The sequence below is a fragment of the Desulfosarcina sp. genome (assembly GCF_041551955.1).
GTDB lineage: Bacteria > Desulfobacterota > Desulfobacteria > Desulfobacterales > Desulfosarcinaceae > Desulfosarcina.
Window position 1 is genome coordinate 1 of sequence record NZ_JBFELV010000057.1, and the last position, 17,960, is coordinate 17,960.

Sequence of the window (17,960 nt, forward strand, 5' to 3'; positions counted from 1 at the left end):
CCTTGTCCCATCGCCACGGGCAGCTTTCAGGAATATTGAGGCTGATGCGCTGGCAGACGCCCTCCAGGACCTTCAGTTCGCTATGTGGCATGCGTTTTCTTCCCCTTTGTTGCGATGGCCTGCCATATTCGCCGCGGCTGTCTCGTGGCGCCTTTCATGGCAGATCGGCCAAAAGTAAGATTGCCTCGAATATAAAGCAACCGGTCTCTCTTTGGCAAGCACTTAGCCGATCAAAAGCCATACAGACCGGATTCCGATGGGCTATTTAAGTCGCAGGGCACACGGTTTCTGAAAAACCGAGCCATCAGGGAACAGCAGCTACAGAAACGGGGATGGCGGACAAGGTCTTCAACAGCACCATCGGGTCGACAGCCACGATATACCCCCGCTTGCCGCCGTTGATGTATATCGTTTTCATTTCCAGAATAGTGGCCTGCACATAAACCGGCATGTCTTGCCGGGTGCCGAAAGGGCTGATGCCGCCGACCGGGTATCCGGTGCAATTCAGGGCTTTTTCAGGCCGAACGGGCAGCACCTTTTTCGCACCGAGGACACGGGCCAGTGTCCGGGTCGAAACCGCCTGATCGCCATGCATGAGCACCAGCAGCGGTGACTGATCGTCGGTTTCCATCACCAGGGTTTTCACCACCCGATGCTGAGGGATGCGCAATTCCATAGCGGCCTGGCGGGCGCCGCCGCGGTCGGTGTAGGTGTAAAGGAATGGCTGAAAATCCACCCGCTTGGCACGCAGGAACCGAATAGCTGGGGTGATCGGATATCTGGGCCTGTTCATTCGACTTCCCTTGTCGGGCATACCGTAGACCCATGGCAATGGATCATGGGACGGCCGTTTATCCAGAAACCGGTTGACAGCAATGGTGATTTATATCAAGTCGCATCTGATTTTCATAGTCATTTGCACCGATGGTAGTTGCTGCGGTTAACGGGCAAATTCAGATAAACCAGCCACCCGCTGCTTCAAACGAAAAAACCGCACCCCGGCCATCCGGATCGTGCGGTTTTCTCATCATGAGCGGTAGCGGTTACTGGAATGATTTTGAAATTCGACCCGACTCCCGGTTTTGGAAGATCAGCTCCTTGGGTTCGATCTCAGGGTTGTATTCAATCTTGCCGTGCGAAATACTACCGGGTTCCAACACGCTGTCCAGGCTGTCGCTGATCTCACCCTTGACCACCTTGTCTTCGCTGTCCATCAGGGTAAAATGATCGGGATGGGTGGTGATAATCTGTCGGCCGACATTTTTCACCCAGACGTACAGCGAACCGTTGCCCATGTCGTGCACAGCCATCTCTGCGATGCCGTTTCCGGTGTATTGCCTCAGCCGTGTGTTGCGCCCCTCACGAGCCTGATCCCACGCCTGCCGGCGTTTGGCTTTAGCGGCTAGAACGGCGCGTTCTTGTTCGGCCTTTTTTTGTTTGGCCAGTCGCTCTTCATAAAAGGCCACCTTTTTCTGATACCGGGAATTATCAGGATCCAGGGCCAGCAATTGGCGGTAGAGCTTCAGGTTCAAGGCGGCATTGCCCCCAGGAACCGGCTTGACTTCGTTTTCAAGGGCCTCGATTTTTTTCTGACGCGTTGCCTCTGCGCGCTGCGCCTCAGCCTCGGCCATTTCAGCCTGTTGCCGTTCGGCCTCGGCGATTGCCGCCAGGCGGACACGCGCTTCTTCCTCCCGGGTCCAGCGTTCGGCGATATCACCGTCAACGGCAACCACCTGTCCGTTTTCAAAGGCGATCGGCGTACACAACTCGGCGGTCACCGGTGAATCCGATGAATCCCCGGCCATGGTCTGATAATAGGCCACAAAGCGCTGGTCGCTGATATCATTTCGAAGATCCGGCGGGCCCAGGGCCTCGAAAACGACCTCCTGGGAGTCTCCTGGCTGAATTCTTTTTAAGGCATTGATGGTTTTGTTGATGTCCAGATGGACACAAGCGGTCAGCAAAAATGCTGAGATGAAAATGACCACCCCGATTCGCATTGCACTAATCTCCTTCTTCCTTGATACGGGGATCATGCTTACTGATCCTGCTGTTTTTGTCCCGCAATGGGTTGGGCAAACTGAATTTCCGCGTCCCAGGGAAACAGTATCCAGGTATCCTGGCTCACCTCAGTCATAAATGTATCGACCAGGGGCCGGCCGGCCGGTTTGGCATAAACGGTGGCGAAGTGGGCCCTGGGAACCATTTCACGAACCCGTTTAGCCGTTTTGCCCGTGTCCACCAAATCGTCTATCAACAGCCAGCCGTCGCCGTCACCGGTCGTGGATTTGAGCACCTGAATCTGGCCCTGATGTCGGCCAGCGTAACTTGCAATGCAGACGGTGTCAACCAGTCGGATGTCCAGTTCCCGTGCAATGATGGCGGCGGGTACCAGGCCGCCCCGGGTGATGGCGATGATGCCGTTCCAGGGACCCAGTTCGATCAGGCGCCAGGACATCGCCCGGGCGTCGCGGTGCAATTGTTCCCATGAAACAGGATAGGTTCGATGGTAAGTGTCTTCTCGACCGTTGGTCATCGTATTTGCAGCCGGCCCTTCTTCACGAGATTCCGATCCAGAGGCGCACCGGACCAGGCGTGGGACATGACCATTATCAGGTCATCGCGGTCCAGTTCCTCTGGATTGTAGAAAATGGTACCGTCTCCCAGTGCTTTGTCCGCGATGGCGTCGATACTATCCGCCGGCACCCGGGCACTGCCGTCGGGACCGGTAATCTCCTTGAAAAACCTGCCGTGGCGGCCGCCGGTCTCTTGGTGGAGGCGCTGGTTTAGATGCCGTATGGCGGCAATGGTGTGCTCAGCCCGCAAGTGCGCCGGCGTCTGTGCATAGACGCGCGCGCCTGACAGCGGCAACAGCAACTGGGCGGTCAAATCACCATTTTTATGCATATTGTACTCCAGACCATAGGGGAGCAAGATGGCCATGCAGGTACCGTGGTGCACCCCGCAAACCGCACCCACGGAATGGCCCAAGGTATGCACCATGCCCACCATGGCGTTGGAAAAGGCCACCCCGGCCAGGGTTGCAGCCACGGCCAGCGCAAGACGCCCGTCTGCGTTTTCCGATTCGTTTATCACCTTCAGCAAATTTTTACCAATCAATTCAATGGCCAGCAGGGCATGGGCGTCACTGAGCGGATTTTTGGCCAGGCAGGTAAAAGCCTCCACGGCGTGGGTCAGGGCGTCCATGGCGGTGGCTGCCGTGATTGCCGGGGGCAGGGTCAGGGTCATGCGCGGGTCCAGGACAGCCATATCCGGCATCAGGAAATAGGAGGTAAAGAGCATTTTCAGGTTTCGGGCGTGGTCGGCGATCACTGCCGCCAAAGTGACTTCCGAGCCCGTGCCTGCAGTGGTGGGAATGGCCACCAGGGGCTTTAACCGTCTCGTAAGCTTGCCGGCACCGGAAAATTGCATCAGGTCATCGCTATTTTCTGATACCAGGATATTGACGCCTTTGGCCGTATCCATCACCGAGCCACCACCCACGGCAACGATCGCGTCGCAGCCGCGTTCCCGGTAGACCGCGGCAAGCCGAACGACCACCGCCAGGTCCGAATCCGGCGGCACATCGTCTGCGACGGCACCGATTCGGACAACCGGAGAAATGGCCTCGCCGACGATATCAACCAGGCCGGCGGCGACGACCCCTTTATCCGTTATGATCAAGGGGCGTTGAGCCCCAAATTCGTTAAGCAGTTGAGGTATCTTTTCCAAGGCATGGTGGCCGGCGACGATTTTAACGGGACAAAAAAATTCGTAGTAGCCCGGGACGTGCATGTTCGACTCCTCTGAAGCGTTTTTCAAAACAGAATTTTTCAGCCAGGGGTCACCTCAGTTGTCTATCGCGCTGACCCCGCGCCTTGCACCCTCAAGGATTCGGGCCACCAGATCGTCGGATGGATCGCTGGCCAGCCGTGACTGGGCCCGTTCAATCTGTTCTCCCGTCAAGTCGGTATCACCGATGGCCGACGGGATTTGGACCGACAATTCGGCGTTTAATGCATCGAAAAACTCCCAGAACAGGGCAATGGTGCGCGGTGTCTTAAGATCGGCGGCAGTCACGGCGAAAATGTCCGCCCCCACCATGGGATACATCAGTTCACCCACCCGCTCCGGCTGGTTGACCCCGACTTCAGCCACCATATGAGGCAGCAGAATGGCCATTAAAAAACCGAGGGGAAGATCGGTACCCTCCTTCAACCGGGTGGCCAGGAGATGGCAGAGGCCCGGAGTGGAACTGAAAAAGGCACAACCGGCAGCCACCTGACCATTGACTGCGGCACAGAGACTTTTTTTTCGATCGGTTTTTCGAAGGACGGCAGGCAGATGTTTCACGATCAGGCTGATGGCTGTGTGAGCGTATGCGCGGCACATGGGCCCGGCAGTATCATCGAGGAACGCCTCCACGGCATGAACAAGGGCGATCAGCGCGCCATCCACCACATCGCGGTCATCGTGATCCTTCATCATTGACGGATCGATAAAGGCAACCGTGGGGATCAGTCGTGGAGAACACAGGCGCCGAACTCCGTCATCGGCAAAACCGGTCACTTCATCACCGTTCCCGCCGGCCGTGGCCACCAGCATCAAAGGACGAAGTGGTCCAGGGTCGGTAACGTCCCTGCCGGCACCATCGAGTCTTCCCTGAAAACCTGCAGAAACCATCAAATTCAGGCATTTTGCCGTGTCCACCACCGAACCATGGCCAAGGACGACGACACTGTCGCATCCCCCATCCCGATAGATTCGCGCCAGTACTGGCATCAAATCCGGTTGTGGCTGATCCGGCAGGCGATCGTAGATGCCCAGCGTCAATCCCGAGGTCTTGAACGCATCGATCAGGGTGTTGACCCGTTTTTTGCCGACCTGGTCACGATTGGCCAGAATCAGCGGTGCATTGGCATTGAAAGCGGCCAGTTCAGTGGGCAAGTTCTCCAGCGCACGGCTGCCGCAGTTAATTTTCAAAGGACTGGAAAAGGAAAACGCCTCAGGCAAGCGCATCGATCACTCCTCTAATTTGATAAAGGCACAACTCCATTCGCACGGCAACACGATCAAAGGCCGGCCACCGCGCGCAGGTATATCAGGGCGCGGCCAACATATTTTCGAAAGGGTGGCCACTGGGGGCAGCGCCGGACCGCCAGGCAAGCCAGCCGTCTGGGCAGAAGAAAAACCTCAACCATGTCCAGAATGCGGACCACCGTGCAGGCGGCGGGAACTTCCCCGTCCACAATCAAACGGTCCCTGGCCACTGCCGTGACCGTGGCCTCCTGAAATGTGAAAAGCAGGATCGCCGCCTCGATGTTTTTTATGGTCATCTTCAGATCGATATACCGTTCTTTGGAATTGGCGCCCAGATAGCTAACCTTGCCGGCTTTATTCTTGCCCACGACCATGGCCGGACCGTCAGGTGCGACGGTCAGGGCGAAGGTGAATCCGTCGGGGATGGTCTCGAAGGCCTTGCGCACCTCCCGATCCACCCGGGCGGCGGCCTGGATGGCCCGCCCCATAAACCAGAGCATGATCGATAAATATAACCGTTTGACCGGTTTGCCGCCGGGTGACATCATCTTGAATTGGTGCAACCGGGGGTCGGTTCGCATGTCCCATTTGGGTGTTATTCCCAGCCGCCTCAGGGTTTTTGCGGATGGAATGCCGTGGGGATCATATCCCCGAAGCCGGTAATAGGCATCGAGCATGGGTTGCAAGGGAACCGTCCGTTTTTTGGCGTCACTCCCGCGCCCTTCGGTGAGAAATCGTCTCGGCAATGTGTCGTCTTTACGGGATATTCCTTCACCGGTGTTCATGGTGCGCTCGAGCACATGGATACGTGCACCGGCTTTGAGCATCTGCCATTGGTTCAACCGCAGACCGGTCACCGACCGCCAGAACTTTGAAAAGATGCTGATGTCCATGAGCATGATGGCAACGGCCGGCAGGTACTGCATGATCAGGCGCAGCAGGAATTTGGGGGTATATTTGACAATGGGCGGCTCGAGCACATAGGCGTAGGAGGTAAACTGGCAGGTGTGCAGGGAGTTGATCGCCGCATTCAGATTTTCGAAAAACACGACGAATCGTGCTTTGGCGCGGGTCGTGTATGGGTTGAGAAAACCGAAGGCCACTTCCAGGGCAAAGGTGGTTGCGGACAGGTGACAGGCACCCCGGTTGGCGACGGCGTAGGCCAGCCCCTGGCCCCAGGCGCCCCTGGGATCGTAAGCGGGCATTTCCAGTCCTTTGATCTGGATGGCAAAGTCCGCGCCGCCGTACCGCTTGGACAGCAGTCGCGTGCCGTTGGCCATCTCGTCGCCGAAACCCCGTCGCCAGGCCATGTCATCCAGTGCCTGGGCAATTCCCTCGGCAACACCAAACTTCAGACCGGTGGGGATCAAGCCCTTCTCACCGGCTTCCATGCACCAGGCCAGAACGGAGCCGGCGGAGATGGTGTCCATGCCCAACAGGCCGCATCGGTCGTTGAATGCGCTGATGGTGTCCGGTTCGAAGATGCCCAGGTTGGGACCCAGCAGGCCCACGGTTTCATACTCCGGAATCTGGTGGACGCTGCCGTCAGAATGGGTGCCCTTGTGCCCGCACATGATCGAACAGGGTTTGCAGGTGCTGGGTGAGGCATGGTAACGCTGCCGCATGGTCTGGCCAGATACCTGATCGGCCTGGGGATGGCTGCCTTCCTGGAAATTTTTCACCGGCAGGATGCCGCCGTCGTTGCACCAGTTGACATGGCTGCTGGTGCCGTAGTTGCGGTAGTCGTCGGAGGTCACCGGATTTTTTTCGATATATCCGGCCGCCCTTCTTTTCGTCCGATTGAACAGCTTTGGATTGGCAGGGACGATTTTGCAGGCTTTGCCCCGGGCAACGATGGCCTTCAGGTTTTTGGACCCCATCACCGCCCCCATGCCGCCGCGACCCAGAAACCGATGGCCGGAAGCCACATTCGCGATCAACACCTGGTTTTCACCAGCCGGTCCGATCGCAAGCACACCGGCCTTTCCATCCGGATTCAGCTGTTTTTGAACCGCTTGGGAATCCAGTCCCCAGCAGTCGCTGCCGTCCACAATGCGCACGTCGTTTTCATCGACATCGATCACGACCGGTGACGGCGCCTTGCCGGAGATCAGCAACCCATCGTAGCCGGCGGTCTTGTAGGCCATGCCGAAGGGTCCACCGCAGGACGAATGCAGCATGATGCCGGTCAGCGGCGATTTGGTGATGGCCGAAAAGCGCCCCGAACACGGTGCGCCGGTGCCCATGAGCACGCCCATCATGAATGCCAGCCAGTTCTGCTCTCCCAGCGCATCGATGCCGGGATCCATTCGGTCGTAGAGCAATTTGAGCCCAAGCCCCTTGCCACCCAGAAAACGCTGGCGGTCATTCGCATCCACCTGGAATTCTTCTACCTGGCCGGTCGACAGGTTGACCTGCACCATCCGGTTGCTGGTTCCGACGATTGTTTTCATGCATGGGTTCCTAACCGTTTAGCGTGAGCGCAACATACCTGCAGATGACGCCAGGCAGGACGATGGATTCGGATCCGATTGGACAACGTACATCATTTTAAAATTCAGGACAATGGGTACGGTCAGTTTGCCTATTAATTGAGATCATATAGGTTCGTGGGCCGACAGATGCTGATGGGACCATCCGTTCGATCAGCAAAGGGAGAGGATTTTGGCGACCAGTTTTTCTATGCCGGCGGCCACGTCCTTGATACCGGGTCCCAGCATATAGGCCGGTGTGGTGACAATTCGGTTTTTTTCATCCACGCAAACGTCCGACACGCTGCAAACCCTATGCTTCCCGCCCATGGATTCGATGGCCGCTGCGGTGCCGACATCATTGCCGATGGTTACCTGGGGGGATCTTTCGGACAGGGCGCGCGTCAGGGTTGCCGGGGCAATGCACAAGGCGCCGATGGGTTTTGAACAACCTGCCATGTCCGCCAAAAGCCGTTGCACCTGTGGATGGACCTGCGCCTCAGGGCCATTGACCGCAAAATCACTGAGATTTTTGGCCGCACCGAACCCGCCGGGAATGATCAGGGCATCCATGTCGTCGGCGCTGACCGAAGCGACATCCTGGATTTCGCCCCTGGCGATGCGGGCGGACTCCACCAGCACATTTCGCCGTTCATCCTCTTGCTGCTGGGTCAAATGGTTGATGACATGCAGTTGATCCACATTCGGCGCCATGCACAGAACCGAAGCGCCCGCTCGATCCAGGAACAGAAGGGTCAGCACCGACTCGTGGATTTCTGCACCGTCAAAAACGCCGCAACCTGACAATAAGACACCAATTCTTTTACTCATTTGAATTCCTTTCGCTTTCTGTAAACGGTGAAGCGCCCATTATTCCAATACATGCTTGTCCAGAACAAAACAGGTGAACATGCCTTGAAAGAGTTCCTCACCATCTTTGGTCACACTCACGGAGACCCAGTATTTCTTGCCCTTGACCTCCTGGACCCGTGCCCGTGCAATCACTGTCTCACCCACCCGCACCGGTTTAAGAAATTTTACATCCGAGGCCCCGAGGACCACATGGGGATGATTCACCGCAATCATGGCTGCATAATCCGCGGCACCGAAGATAAATCCACCGTGGACCAATCCCTGCTCGTCGGCAGCCATTTGCGGTGTGGTTACGAGTTCAACCTGGCTGTTCCCGCCTTCCACGAACAATGGTTTGCCGCACAGGGACTGATCGATGTGACCATGCGTGTCGATATTCATCCGAACCTCCAGAATCGTGTCGGGCAGTTGCGATGCCCGGGTCAGTGGAAATGAAACAGTCGATTGTTGACGGCGTGGCTTGAAAAGAGGTTTTAATCATAATAAAAAGGGGGTAATGCTGTCAATCGTTTGCGAGCGGGAATCCCGTCATCATCGAACGAAAGGAGTGGTTTTGAATTCGATTGTCCAAAAACGCATTACCACAATCAGGCAGGCTCTGGCTGAAAAGAAACTGGACGCCCTGATGGTATCGGTCCAGGAGAACCGCTACTATTTGAGCGGCTTTACCGCAGAGGACTCCCAGTTCGATGAAAGCGCCGGCGTGCTGATCATATCCGGTCGCCGCCTGGTGCTGGCCACCGACAGCCGCTATGAATTGCAGGCAAGTGCCGAGGCAGCCGGGTTTGAGATTGTCTGCCATAAAAGCGGCCTCGAAAAAGAGCTGCCGGAGATTGCCAAATCCTTGGGCATTCACCGGCTCGGTTTCGAGAGTGTGCGCCTTTCCCATAAAAATCACTCAGCCTTCGCCGACGCCCTGGGGAAACACAAGTCGCCGGTCACCCTGGTTCCCACAGAGAACATGGTGGAAGCACTTCGCCAAATCAAATCTGAAAACGAAATCCAACGAATCACCAATGCCCTGCGGTTGGCTGAGCAGGCCTTCTCGCAAGTTCTTGATACCATTCGCCCGGGCATGACGGAAAGGCAGGCGGCCTGGGCCATGGAAAAAGCCATGCGCGAAAGCGGCGCGCAGGGGTTGTCCTTTCCCGTTATTGTGGCTTCGGGCCCCAACAGCGCACTGCCTCACGCCATTCCCACGGACCGCCCGCTGAACCGGGGGGAGCCCATCCTCTTCGACTGGGGCGCCCGTTTGAACGAATACTGCTCGGACACCACCCGAACCGTGGTGATGGGTGAACCGGACGACCGCTTCAAAAAAGTGTTTGACACGGTTGTCAAAGCCAGAGACATGGCCATTGCCGCCATCAAGGCTGGCGTCAGCGGCACCCGGGTGGATAAAATCGCCCGGGACCATATCGACCAAAAGGGTTATGCAGGCAAATTTGGCCACAGCCTGGGTCACGGCACCGGCCTGGCGGTTCATGAGGCCCCCCGGTTGAGTCCGATCAAAGATGACCGGTTGGAAGCGGGAATGGTCGTCACCGTGGAGCCGGGCGTCTATCTGCCGGGTTGGGGGGGAATACGCATGGAAAACCAGGTCGTGGTCCGTCCGGATGGGGCCCAAGTGCTCAACGATGCCAATCCCTTTGACCCCCGGGTACGGGTGTAGACGATGGACGGCACATCCGACTTTGTTTTGCGCGTGGATCAATACCAGACCTTCCTGGTCATGGAAAAAGGCCTGGGCGAAAAAACCATCGCTGCCTACAGTACGGACCTGATCCGATTCGGCCGATTTCTGGAAAAAAAAACGACTTCCGTTTCAGATATCGACACGGGACTGATTCTGGCCTACCTGATCCATCTGAGGAACCGGGGATTGGGCGCCCGGTCCCGCGCCCGTCACCTGGTTAGCCTTCGGGGTTTTTTCAAATTTCTGACCGCTGAAAAAATTATCGAAAAAAATCCGGCGCAGCAGGTCGACCTGCCCAAAATCGGATTGCGCCTTCCCGACGTATTGACCGTAAGTGATGTAGAAGCGTTGATCGATGCGCCGGACCGGAACCAACCCGAGGGATTGCGGGACGCTGCCATGCTGGAACTGCTATACGGTGCCGGTTTGCGGGTATCGGAACTGATCCGATTGGCAATGACCGGCATCAACCTGGAGGCAGGATTCGTCAGGGTGTTCGGCAAGGGATCCAAGGAACGGGTGGTTCCCGTCGGCCGGATGGCCTTGAATGCTATCCACGATTATTTGGACCGCTCGCGTCCGCTGCTGTTGAAAAACCGTTCCAGCGTGGATCTGTTTGTCACCCGGCGGGGCAGTGCCATGACCCGCCAGAGTTTCTGGAACCTGGTGAACCGATATGGCCGGCTGGCAAAAATAAAAAAAAAGATCAGCCCCCACAGCTTGCGGCACTCCTTCGCGACGCATCTGCTCGAAGGAGGTGCCGACCTTCGGGCCGTGCAGATGATGCTGGGTCACGCGGACATCTCAACCACCCAAATCTACACCCATGTCGCCCACCGGCAACTGGTGGAAGCCCACAAGAAATACCATCCCAGAGGATAACCCCAGATGACAACCATCGATTATGCAAAATAACCAACTCATCCGCCTCAAGGCGTGGTTCAAAGCTTACACCCACTCCTTTCTGACGGGCGATACGCAGACAGATAGCCCGCTGGTGCTGAAGATAGCGCATACGGCAAGGGTTTGCGACAACATGTGCCTGCTGGGACGTTCCGTCGATTTGACCGATGGACAGATGTGCCTGGCGGAGACGGTTGGCCTGTTTCATGACCTGGGACGTTTTGAGCAGTATCGCCGTTTCCGTACGTTCAACGACCGGCAATCGGCCAATCATGCACGCTTGAGCATCGATGTGTTGAATCAAACCGCCGTGTTGGAGACGCTGGCGGCCGATGAAAAAACCACGATCATCGACGCCATCCGCTTTCACAACGCCCCGGCCCTTCCAGGCGATCAACCGCCGGCAGGCACCGTTTTCATGCGCTTGATCCGGGATGCCGACAAACTGGACATCTGGAAGGTGTTTGCCGATTATTGCCGGCATCACCAACGCCCCGAACCAGCCATCGTCCAGCATCTGGCAGACCTGCCGAGATGGGAGGAAAACATCGTCAAGGCCATTGTTGAAAAGCGCATGGCAAGATTTCAGGACATGAGAAGCCTGAATGATTTTAAACTGCTCCAACTCAGCTGGGTATTCGATCTAAACTACCCCGAAACATTCAGGCAGGCCAAAAAGAGAGGGGATCTAGCCGCCATCGCCCGTTCACTGCCTGAAGACCGCATCTTGCGCCAGGTGATTGGCATCATCTCGAATCGGCTGGACGAAGCGGTATTTACAAGACCCGAATCGTAAGACAGCTTTTCCAATATTGCCTTCAGCGGTTAAACACTGGGTTTATTTATTGATTTCAATCGGGTTGACAGACAGCAGCGGCTTGGATAAGGGAACATGCGTTGAGACATTCAGTCGAAAACAAGTAAAGTCCATTAACAGCGGTTCACCAACAGGGAGCAGCAGTTTGACCCACACCGATACGACATTGAAACCCCACGGGTTCTGGAAAACCGACCATTACTTGCCAAGAACCGGAGAGAAGGCATTTTGTGAAGCCCTGCGCCAGCTTTCGCGACCCTTTTATGTGGTCGACGTCAACGGCCAAATCGGTGTAGCACAGGAAGGGACGGCCACCATCGGACCGCACACGCAAGCGGCATCCAACTGCTACCGGCTGTTGGGGTGGTCGCCGCCCCTTGCCTTGGCGTCGCTCGGTGACCCTGGCTTTAAATCGGATCATGGTTTGAATTTCGCCTACGTCTGCGGGGCCATGGCCAACGGCATCACATCGACGGCCATGGTGGAGGCTGCCGGCAGGGCCGGTATGATCGGGTTTTTTGGAGCCGGTGGACTACCCATCGACCAGATCGAATCGGCCATCGACACCCTTCAAAAAAACCTGGCTGACCGACCCTTCGGCTTCAACCTGATCCACAGCCCCAGCGATATGGATTTGGAACAGAAAACCGTTGACCTTTACCTGGCCAGAGGGATCCGACTGGTTTCGGCATCCGCGTACCTGGACCTGACGGTGCCCCTGGTTCAATATCGCATCCACGGCATTCATCGAAACGATCAGGGCAAGATCGTCTGCCCCAATCGGATCATGGCCAAGGTCTCCCGTGAAGAGGTCGCCCGCAAATTTTTTTCCCCACCGGCGGAAAAAATCCTTCAACGCCTCAAAAAACAGGGCAAGATCACCGACGAACAGGCAGAAATGGCCCGCCAGATACCCATGGCACAGGACTTGACCGCCGAAGCGGACTCGGGCGGTCACACAGACAACCGCCCGGCCCTGTGCCTGTTTCCCACCATGAAGACCCTTCGTGACGAGATGGCCAGGCAGCACGGTTACGGCATGCCCTTGCGCGTGGGTCTTGCCGGCGGCATCGCCACCCCTGAGTCGGCCGCGGCCGCCTTTGCCATGGGGGCGGCATACATCCTCACCGGTTCGGTCAATCAATCCTGCGTGGAGGCCGACACCTCCACGTTGGTAAAAAGGATGCTGGCAGAGGCGCGTCAGGCGGATGTCATCATGGCACCGGCTGCAGACATGTTCGAGATGGGTGTCAAGGTTCAGGTGCTCAAGCGTGGCACCATGTTTTCCATGCGTGGGTCCAAGCTCTACGATATCTATCGGACTCACGACCGGTTCGAAGACGTACCGGAAGGCCAGCGAAAACTGGTGGAGGAATCCTTCCTGAAGCACACGTTCGAGCAGGAATGGGAACATACACAGGCCTATTTCAGTCGACGGGACCCGGTCCAGGTTGATCGGGCGCTAAAGGATCCGAAACACAAAATGGCCCTGGTCTTCCGCTCGTATCTGGGGAGGGCGTCGCTTTGGGCCAAAAGCGGCGCACCAGATCGGGTCATCGACTATCAGATCTGGTGCGGTCCGGCCATGGGTGCCTTCAACGAGTGGGTCAAAGGGTCCGTTTTGGAACCGCCGCAAAACCGTAAGACGGTAACCGTCGCCCTGAACCTCCTCTACGGCGCCGCGGTGATTTCGCGACTGAATGGCTTAAGAAACCAGGGGGTCGATCCGCCGGTTGCCGCGGGTATGCTGTCCCCCATCGCTGAGGCGCAGCTATCGTCCTTATGCCCGTACGATTTCGAAGGGGTCAATGATCCAGTTTTTTGACCAGCGCGTAGAACAGCGGTGAAAAGTTGATCATGCGCACATGCGGGTCCTGAAGAAAAAAGCAGCTGTCGGTCGCATCGGTATGAATGATGGTCTCTTCAATCGTTTCCTTGATGTTAAGACTGGGGGTCAGTTCATTCGATTGCCGGCCAACGGTTTTTCGGATGAGATAGCAAAAACCTGATCCTTTGTTGACACCAGAAGCCCTGACAGGACAAAAATAGATGCGGTATCCATTGGATTGACCGCTTCTTTGCCTTCCCGGTCCATTTGCGCCATTCAATTCCAAAAAACCATTTTTTTTCATCCAGGTCGACAAATCATTGAGCACCTGCTGGCTGTCCGGCACGGACAATTTCAGATGGGACAGCAGGTGACCGCCCAAGTAGACTTTAAACAGATCTTTAAAGGCATACTGCCTCGCGTAGCCCGATTGCATCCCCCCCAGCGGATCCGGTGGGAGAAAGGACCTGGACCAGCGTTTCCAGCGGGCGAGATTGATCTCGAGTTTTTCCGATATTTCACGATTGGTATAGTAATGAATCATAAACGCTTAACCTGCTTAGTTGTTATACCTACCTAACAAGTGACATCTCTTGTGTCAATCCCTTGTTTTTTAGGCTTCAATGAATTATATTTAGCATCTTATTTTTCTGGCAGAAGTACGGCCGCTGAAAGCGCAGGGCGTCCTGCGCGCCCGGCCCATCGACTAAACCAACACTAATTGTTCCAAAACCAATTAAAATGACAACGAATATGAATTCTATTCACCAGCCGGTTGCCATCATTGGCATGGGTGGCATGTTTGCCAGATCGAGAAATCTAAAGGAATACTGGCGGACCCTGCTCAAGGGCATCGACTGCATTACCGATCCACCGGCGACCCATCGGCAGTTGAACGACTATTTTGATACCGATCCTAAAAAGCCGGACCATATTTATTGCAATCGCGGCGGGTTTATTCCTTCAATGCCCTTCGATCCCACCGAATTCGGGATTCCACCGGCATCCTTAGAGGCCACGGACACCTCTCAGCTACTGGGTTTGGTGGCCGCCAAAATGGCCCTGACAGATGCCGGATACGGAGACGATCGTGAGTTTGACCGTGAGCATACCTCCGTCATCCTCGGCGTTACCGGCACCCAGGAACTGGTCATCTCCTTAGGGTCCCGCCTGGGCCATCCGTTGTGGCGCAAGGCGCTCGAAAACAAAGGGCTCAGCGACCAGCAAAAATCGTCCATCATCGATGATATTTCGGATAGCTACGTGCCCTGGCAGGAAAATTCCTTCCCCGGACTGCTGGGTAATGTGGTGGCAGGCCGAATCTGCAACCGACTGAATCTTGGCGGCACCAACTGCGTCGTGGATGCGGCTTGTGCCAGCAGCCTGGGTGCCATTCATTTGGGACTGATGGAGCTGGCTGCCGGTAAAAGCAACATGGTGGTCACCGGGGGTGTAGACACCATCAACGACATCTTCATGCACATGTGCTTTTCCAAAACCGGCGTCCTTTCTCACACCGGCGACGCACGCCCCTTCTCCTCCGATGCCGACGGCACCGTTCTGGGTGAAGGCATCGGCATACTGGTGTTGAAGCGGCTCGAGGATGCCGAGCGTGATGCAGACCGAATCTATGCAGTCATCCGGGGCATCGGTTCTTCCAGCGACGGCAAATCGCAAAGCATCTACGCACCGCGACCCGACGGTCAGGCCCGGGCGCTGGTCGAGGCCTATCGAAATGCAGGCTTTTCGCCTGAAACGGTGGGGTTGGTGGAAGCCCACGGCACCGGCACGCGGGTGGGTGACGAGATGGAATTCACCGCCCTGAAAAAAGTCTTTGGTGCGGTCAACCCCAACGGCAACGGCTGCGCACTGGGGTCGGTAAAATCCATGATCGGCCATACCAAAGCGGCAGCCGGTGCTGCCGGGCTGATTAAATCGGCGCTTTCGCTCTACAACAAGGTTCTCCCACCCACACTCAAGGCGGGCAAACCCGACCCTAAGCTGGGAATCGAGTCCAGCCCCTTTTACCTCAATACCTCCCCGCGGCCCTGGTTTAGCGCCCAAGGCACCCCGCGTCGCAGCGGTGTCAGTTCCTTTGGATTCGGCGGCAGCAATTTTCATGTGGTGCTCGAAGAGTATCAGCCTGACAAAAAAGAGATCGCCTGGGATGGATCAGTGGAAATTTTGGCTTTCTCAGGACCGGATACAGCGGCCATCAGCAAAGGGCTTCACCAGCTAATAGAAGGTCTTGGCGATGCCTACGATACCGCCGCGCTGTCGCGAACGGCCAGAAGACTTCGGACTGCTTTTTCCTCCAACCATCCTCACCGGCTGATCCTGGTGGTAGACACCGCTCTTGACAGCGGCCTGCTGGAAGCGAAACTGCAACAGGCCATGGCGGTAGTCAGCGAGGGCAAGCCAGCCGTCTTGACCGCTCAGGGGATCTATTACCATCCGGAACCCAACGCTGCCGGGAAAACCGCCTTCATGTTTCCCGGCCAGGGAAGCCAATACCCCCATATGGGCAGGGATCTGGTGTGCTGTTTTCCCGGTGCCATGGAAGCCGTCCAGGCTGCCGGCAACCGATTTGAACAGGATCGGCCACTGTGGGAGCTCCTGTATCCGCGCCCTGCGCTTTCCGACGACCAGCGGCAGGGACAGGCGGATGTCCTTCGCCGGACCGACGTGGCCCAACCCGCCATCGGAGCAGTCAGCCTGGCCATGCTGTCGGCGCTGGCGCACTTCAATGTACGGCCGGATGCGACCTGCGGTCACAGCTACGGGGAACTGCCTGCCCTATATGCAGCCGGTTGGATCGACCGGGAAACCCTGCTCACGCTGAGCGTCACGCGAGGACGTCTGATGGCCGAAGCCGGCAGAAATGGCGATGCCGGTGCCATGCTGGCCGTAAACGCACCGATCGATCACTTGCAGGCACTGGCCGATCAGATGCCCGGCGTGGTGCTGGCCAACCTGAACAGCCCCGACCAAGGTGTGTTGTCCGGTACAACCGAAGCCATTGAACTGGCAAAGGCAAGATGTAGCGAAAAGGGATTCCGAACGATATCCCTGCCGGTTTCTGTCGCCTTTCACAGCCCTCTCGTGGAAAGGGCGCAAAAGCCATTTTTCATAGCCGCCGACAAAGCGGCATTCACCCCCACCCGAATTCCGGTATATGCCAATGTAACGGCGGCGCCCTACCCATCCGATGCTTCACAGTGCGCCGATTTGCTTGGCCGACAGCTGACTTCGGCGGTCCGTTTTCAAGAAACGGTCGACCATCTCTTCGAGTCCGGCGTCCGCACATTCGTCGAGGTGGGTCCCAAATCGGTCCTTTCAGGGCTCGTCCGATCGACCCTTAAAGATGGCGATGTCACGGTCATCACCCTTGACCGATCCTGCGGAAAAGCCTCGGGCATCATGGACCTGGCCCACGCCATCGGCCATCTGGCTGCTATTGGCGTGGACCTCGACCTGAACCAGTGGGAAACCGAAACCCCGGCCTTACGGCCGCGGAAAATGACCATCCCACTATCCGGAACTAACTACCGGGCACCCCGAAAGAAAAAGTCGACAGCGACAACCGGGCCACCGGTCACGGCTCCCACTCACCGGGTGGAAAGCCAGCCTGTCCCGACACTCAACCGTACCGTGGTCAATACGTCTACGCCCATGGATACCCGAAAGCCAATGCCTGCACCCACAGCGAGAGGCCCGCTCGAAAACCCGGTCGAACGAGACCGGAAACCAAACCCGACCGTCACTGCCGACAAGAGCGAGGCGCTGGCCATTGTCCAGAAAGGATTGGAGTCGATCCAGTCGCTTCAGCAACAAACGGCGCAGGCACACCAGAAATTTCTGGAGACCCAGGCACAAGCCAGCCGAACCCTCCAGGAAATGATCAAGAGCACCCGGATGTTCATGGGATCGGCCCCGGAGCCCGCCTTTACGGCAGCTGCGGACATCCAGACGACCGTAGTTCATCCGGAACCGGATCCACCCGGGCCGTCGGCAATGGTCGACCTCACCTCGTCGACCGCTGCCAATGCCGTCGCTGTCGTCGATCCCGCAATGGTGCCCGAAACCGGCAATCCTGCTGATTCATTATCGCATAAACATCCGTCGACAAAAGGAGGGCAACATTCAACACCAGCCCTTGCCGCTGAAACGATATCCAAGGCGCTGATCGACATCGTTGCGGAACTGACCGGCTATCCGGCCGACATGCTGGGAATGGAGATGGACATCGAGGCTGACTTGGGCATCGACTCCATCAAGCGGGTGGAGATTCTCTCCGCCATGGAGGAGCGCATGCCCCACCTGCCTCAGGTC

General features: G+C 56.9%; 14 protein-coding genes. 5 read left to right on the plus strand and 9 right to left on the minus strand.

The genetic code is table 11. The annotated features are described in order from the left end of the window. Positions 1-304: 304 nt before the first annotated feature. From ABYV26_RS06710 to ABYV26_RS06745, 8 genes are all read right to left on the minus strand, one after another. Positions 305-793, minus strand: a complete 489-nt coding sequence (locus ABYV26_RS06710) for a YbaK/EbsC family protein (protein WP_372679384.1) — start codon at positions 791-793, stop codon at positions 305-307. A 250-nt stretch (positions 794-1,043) separates the two neighbouring features. After that, positions 1,044-2,000, minus strand: a complete 957-nt coding sequence (locus ABYV26_RS06715) for a DUF3192 domain-containing protein (RefSeq protein ID WP_372679386.1) — start codon at positions 1,998-2,000, stop codon at positions 1,044-1,046. Between the two features lie 38 nt (positions 2,001-2,038). Continuing rightward, positions 2,039-2,536 (minus strand): xanthine phosphoribosyltransferase, encoded by a 498-nt coding sequence (gene gpt, locus ABYV26_RS06720; RefSeq protein WP_372679388.1) that lies wholly within the window; start codon positions 2,534-2,536, stop codon positions 2,039-2,041. After that, positions 2,533-3,795: an iron-containing alcohol dehydrogenase gene (locus ABYV26_RS06725; protein ID WP_372679389.1), complete on the minus strand. Its 1,263-nt coding sequence runs from the start codon at positions 3,793-3,795 to the stop codon at positions 2,533-2,535. The genes gpt and ABYV26_RS06725 overlap by 4 nt, the downstream gene beginning before the upstream one ends. 54 nt (positions 3,796-3,849) lie before the next feature. Beyond that, entirely contained in the window at positions 3,850-5,019 is a 1,170-nt protein-coding gene (locus ABYV26_RS06730; protein WP_372679391.1) for an iron-containing alcohol dehydrogenase, read from the minus strand. A gap of 53 nt (positions 5,020-5,072) precedes the next feature. After that, positions 5,073-7,493: an aldehyde ferredoxin oxidoreductase family protein gene (locus ABYV26_RS06735; protein WP_372679393.1), complete on the minus strand. Its 2,421-nt coding sequence runs from the start codon at positions 7,491-7,493 to the stop codon at positions 5,073-5,075. 192 nt (positions 7,494-7,685) lie between these two features. After that, complete coding sequence (gene elbB / locus ABYV26_RS06740; protein ID WP_372679395.1) at positions 7,686-8,342, minus strand: isoprenoid biosynthesis glyoxalase ElbB; 657 nt, start codon at positions 8,340-8,342, stop codon at positions 7,686-7,688. Positions 8,343-8,381: 39 nt separating this feature from the next. Continuing rightward, entirely contained in the window at positions 8,382-8,765 is a 384-nt protein-coding gene (locus ABYV26_RS06745; protein ID WP_372679397.1) for a hotdog domain-containing protein, read from the minus strand. A 172-nt stretch (positions 8,766-8,937) separates the two neighbouring features. On the opposite strand from ABYV26_RS06745, the gene ABYV26_RS06750 reads away from it, so the two are divergent. The 4 genes from ABYV26_RS06750 to ABYV26_RS06765 all read left to right on the plus strand — a co-directional run bounded on the left by ABYV26_RS06750 (position 8,938) and on the right by ABYV26_RS06765 (position 13,625). After that, positions 8,938-10,056, plus strand: coding sequence for a M24 family metallopeptidase (locus ABYV26_RS06750; RefSeq protein WP_372679399.1), 1,119 nt, complete (start codon positions 8,938-8,940; stop codon positions 10,054-10,056). A 3-nt stretch (positions 10,057-10,059) separates the two neighbouring features. Next, positions 10,060-10,962: a site-specific tyrosine recombinase XerD gene (gene xerD / locus ABYV26_RS06755; RefSeq protein WP_372679401.1), complete on the plus strand. Its 903-nt coding sequence runs from the start codon at positions 10,060-10,062 to the stop codon at positions 10,960-10,962. Between the two features lie 22 nt (positions 10,963-10,984). Next, the gene (locus tag ABYV26_RS06760) at positions 10,985-11,779 is read left to right on the plus strand and encodes a hypothetical protein (protein ID WP_372679403.1); all 795 of its coding nucleotides are present in this window, start codon (positions 10,985-10,987) and stop codon (positions 11,777-11,779) included. 166 nt (positions 11,780-11,945) lie between these two features. Beyond that, the gene (locus ABYV26_RS06765; protein WP_372679405.1) at positions 11,946-13,625 is read left to right on the plus strand and encodes a PfaD family polyunsaturated fatty acid/polyketide biosynthesis protein; all 1,680 of its coding nucleotides are present in this window, start codon (positions 11,946-11,948) and stop codon (positions 13,623-13,625) included. Here the strand turns inward: ABYV26_RS06765 and ABYV26_RS06770 are convergent. After that, the gene (locus ABYV26_RS06770; RefSeq protein ID WP_372679407.1) at positions 13,606-14,172 is read right to left on the minus strand and encodes a hypothetical protein; all 567 of its coding nucleotides are present in this window, start codon (positions 14,170-14,172) and stop codon (positions 13,606-13,608) included. The genes ABYV26_RS06765 and ABYV26_RS06770 overlap by 20 nt on opposite strands. A gap of 209 nt (positions 14,173-14,381) precedes the next feature. Between ABYV26_RS06770 and ABYV26_RS06775 the strand changes: the two genes are divergently transcribed. Further along, on the plus strand, positions 14,382-17,960 hold a 3,579-nt coding region (locus ABYV26_RS06775; protein ID WP_372679409.1), incomplete at its 3' end, for a beta-ketoacyl synthase N-terminal-like domain-containing protein.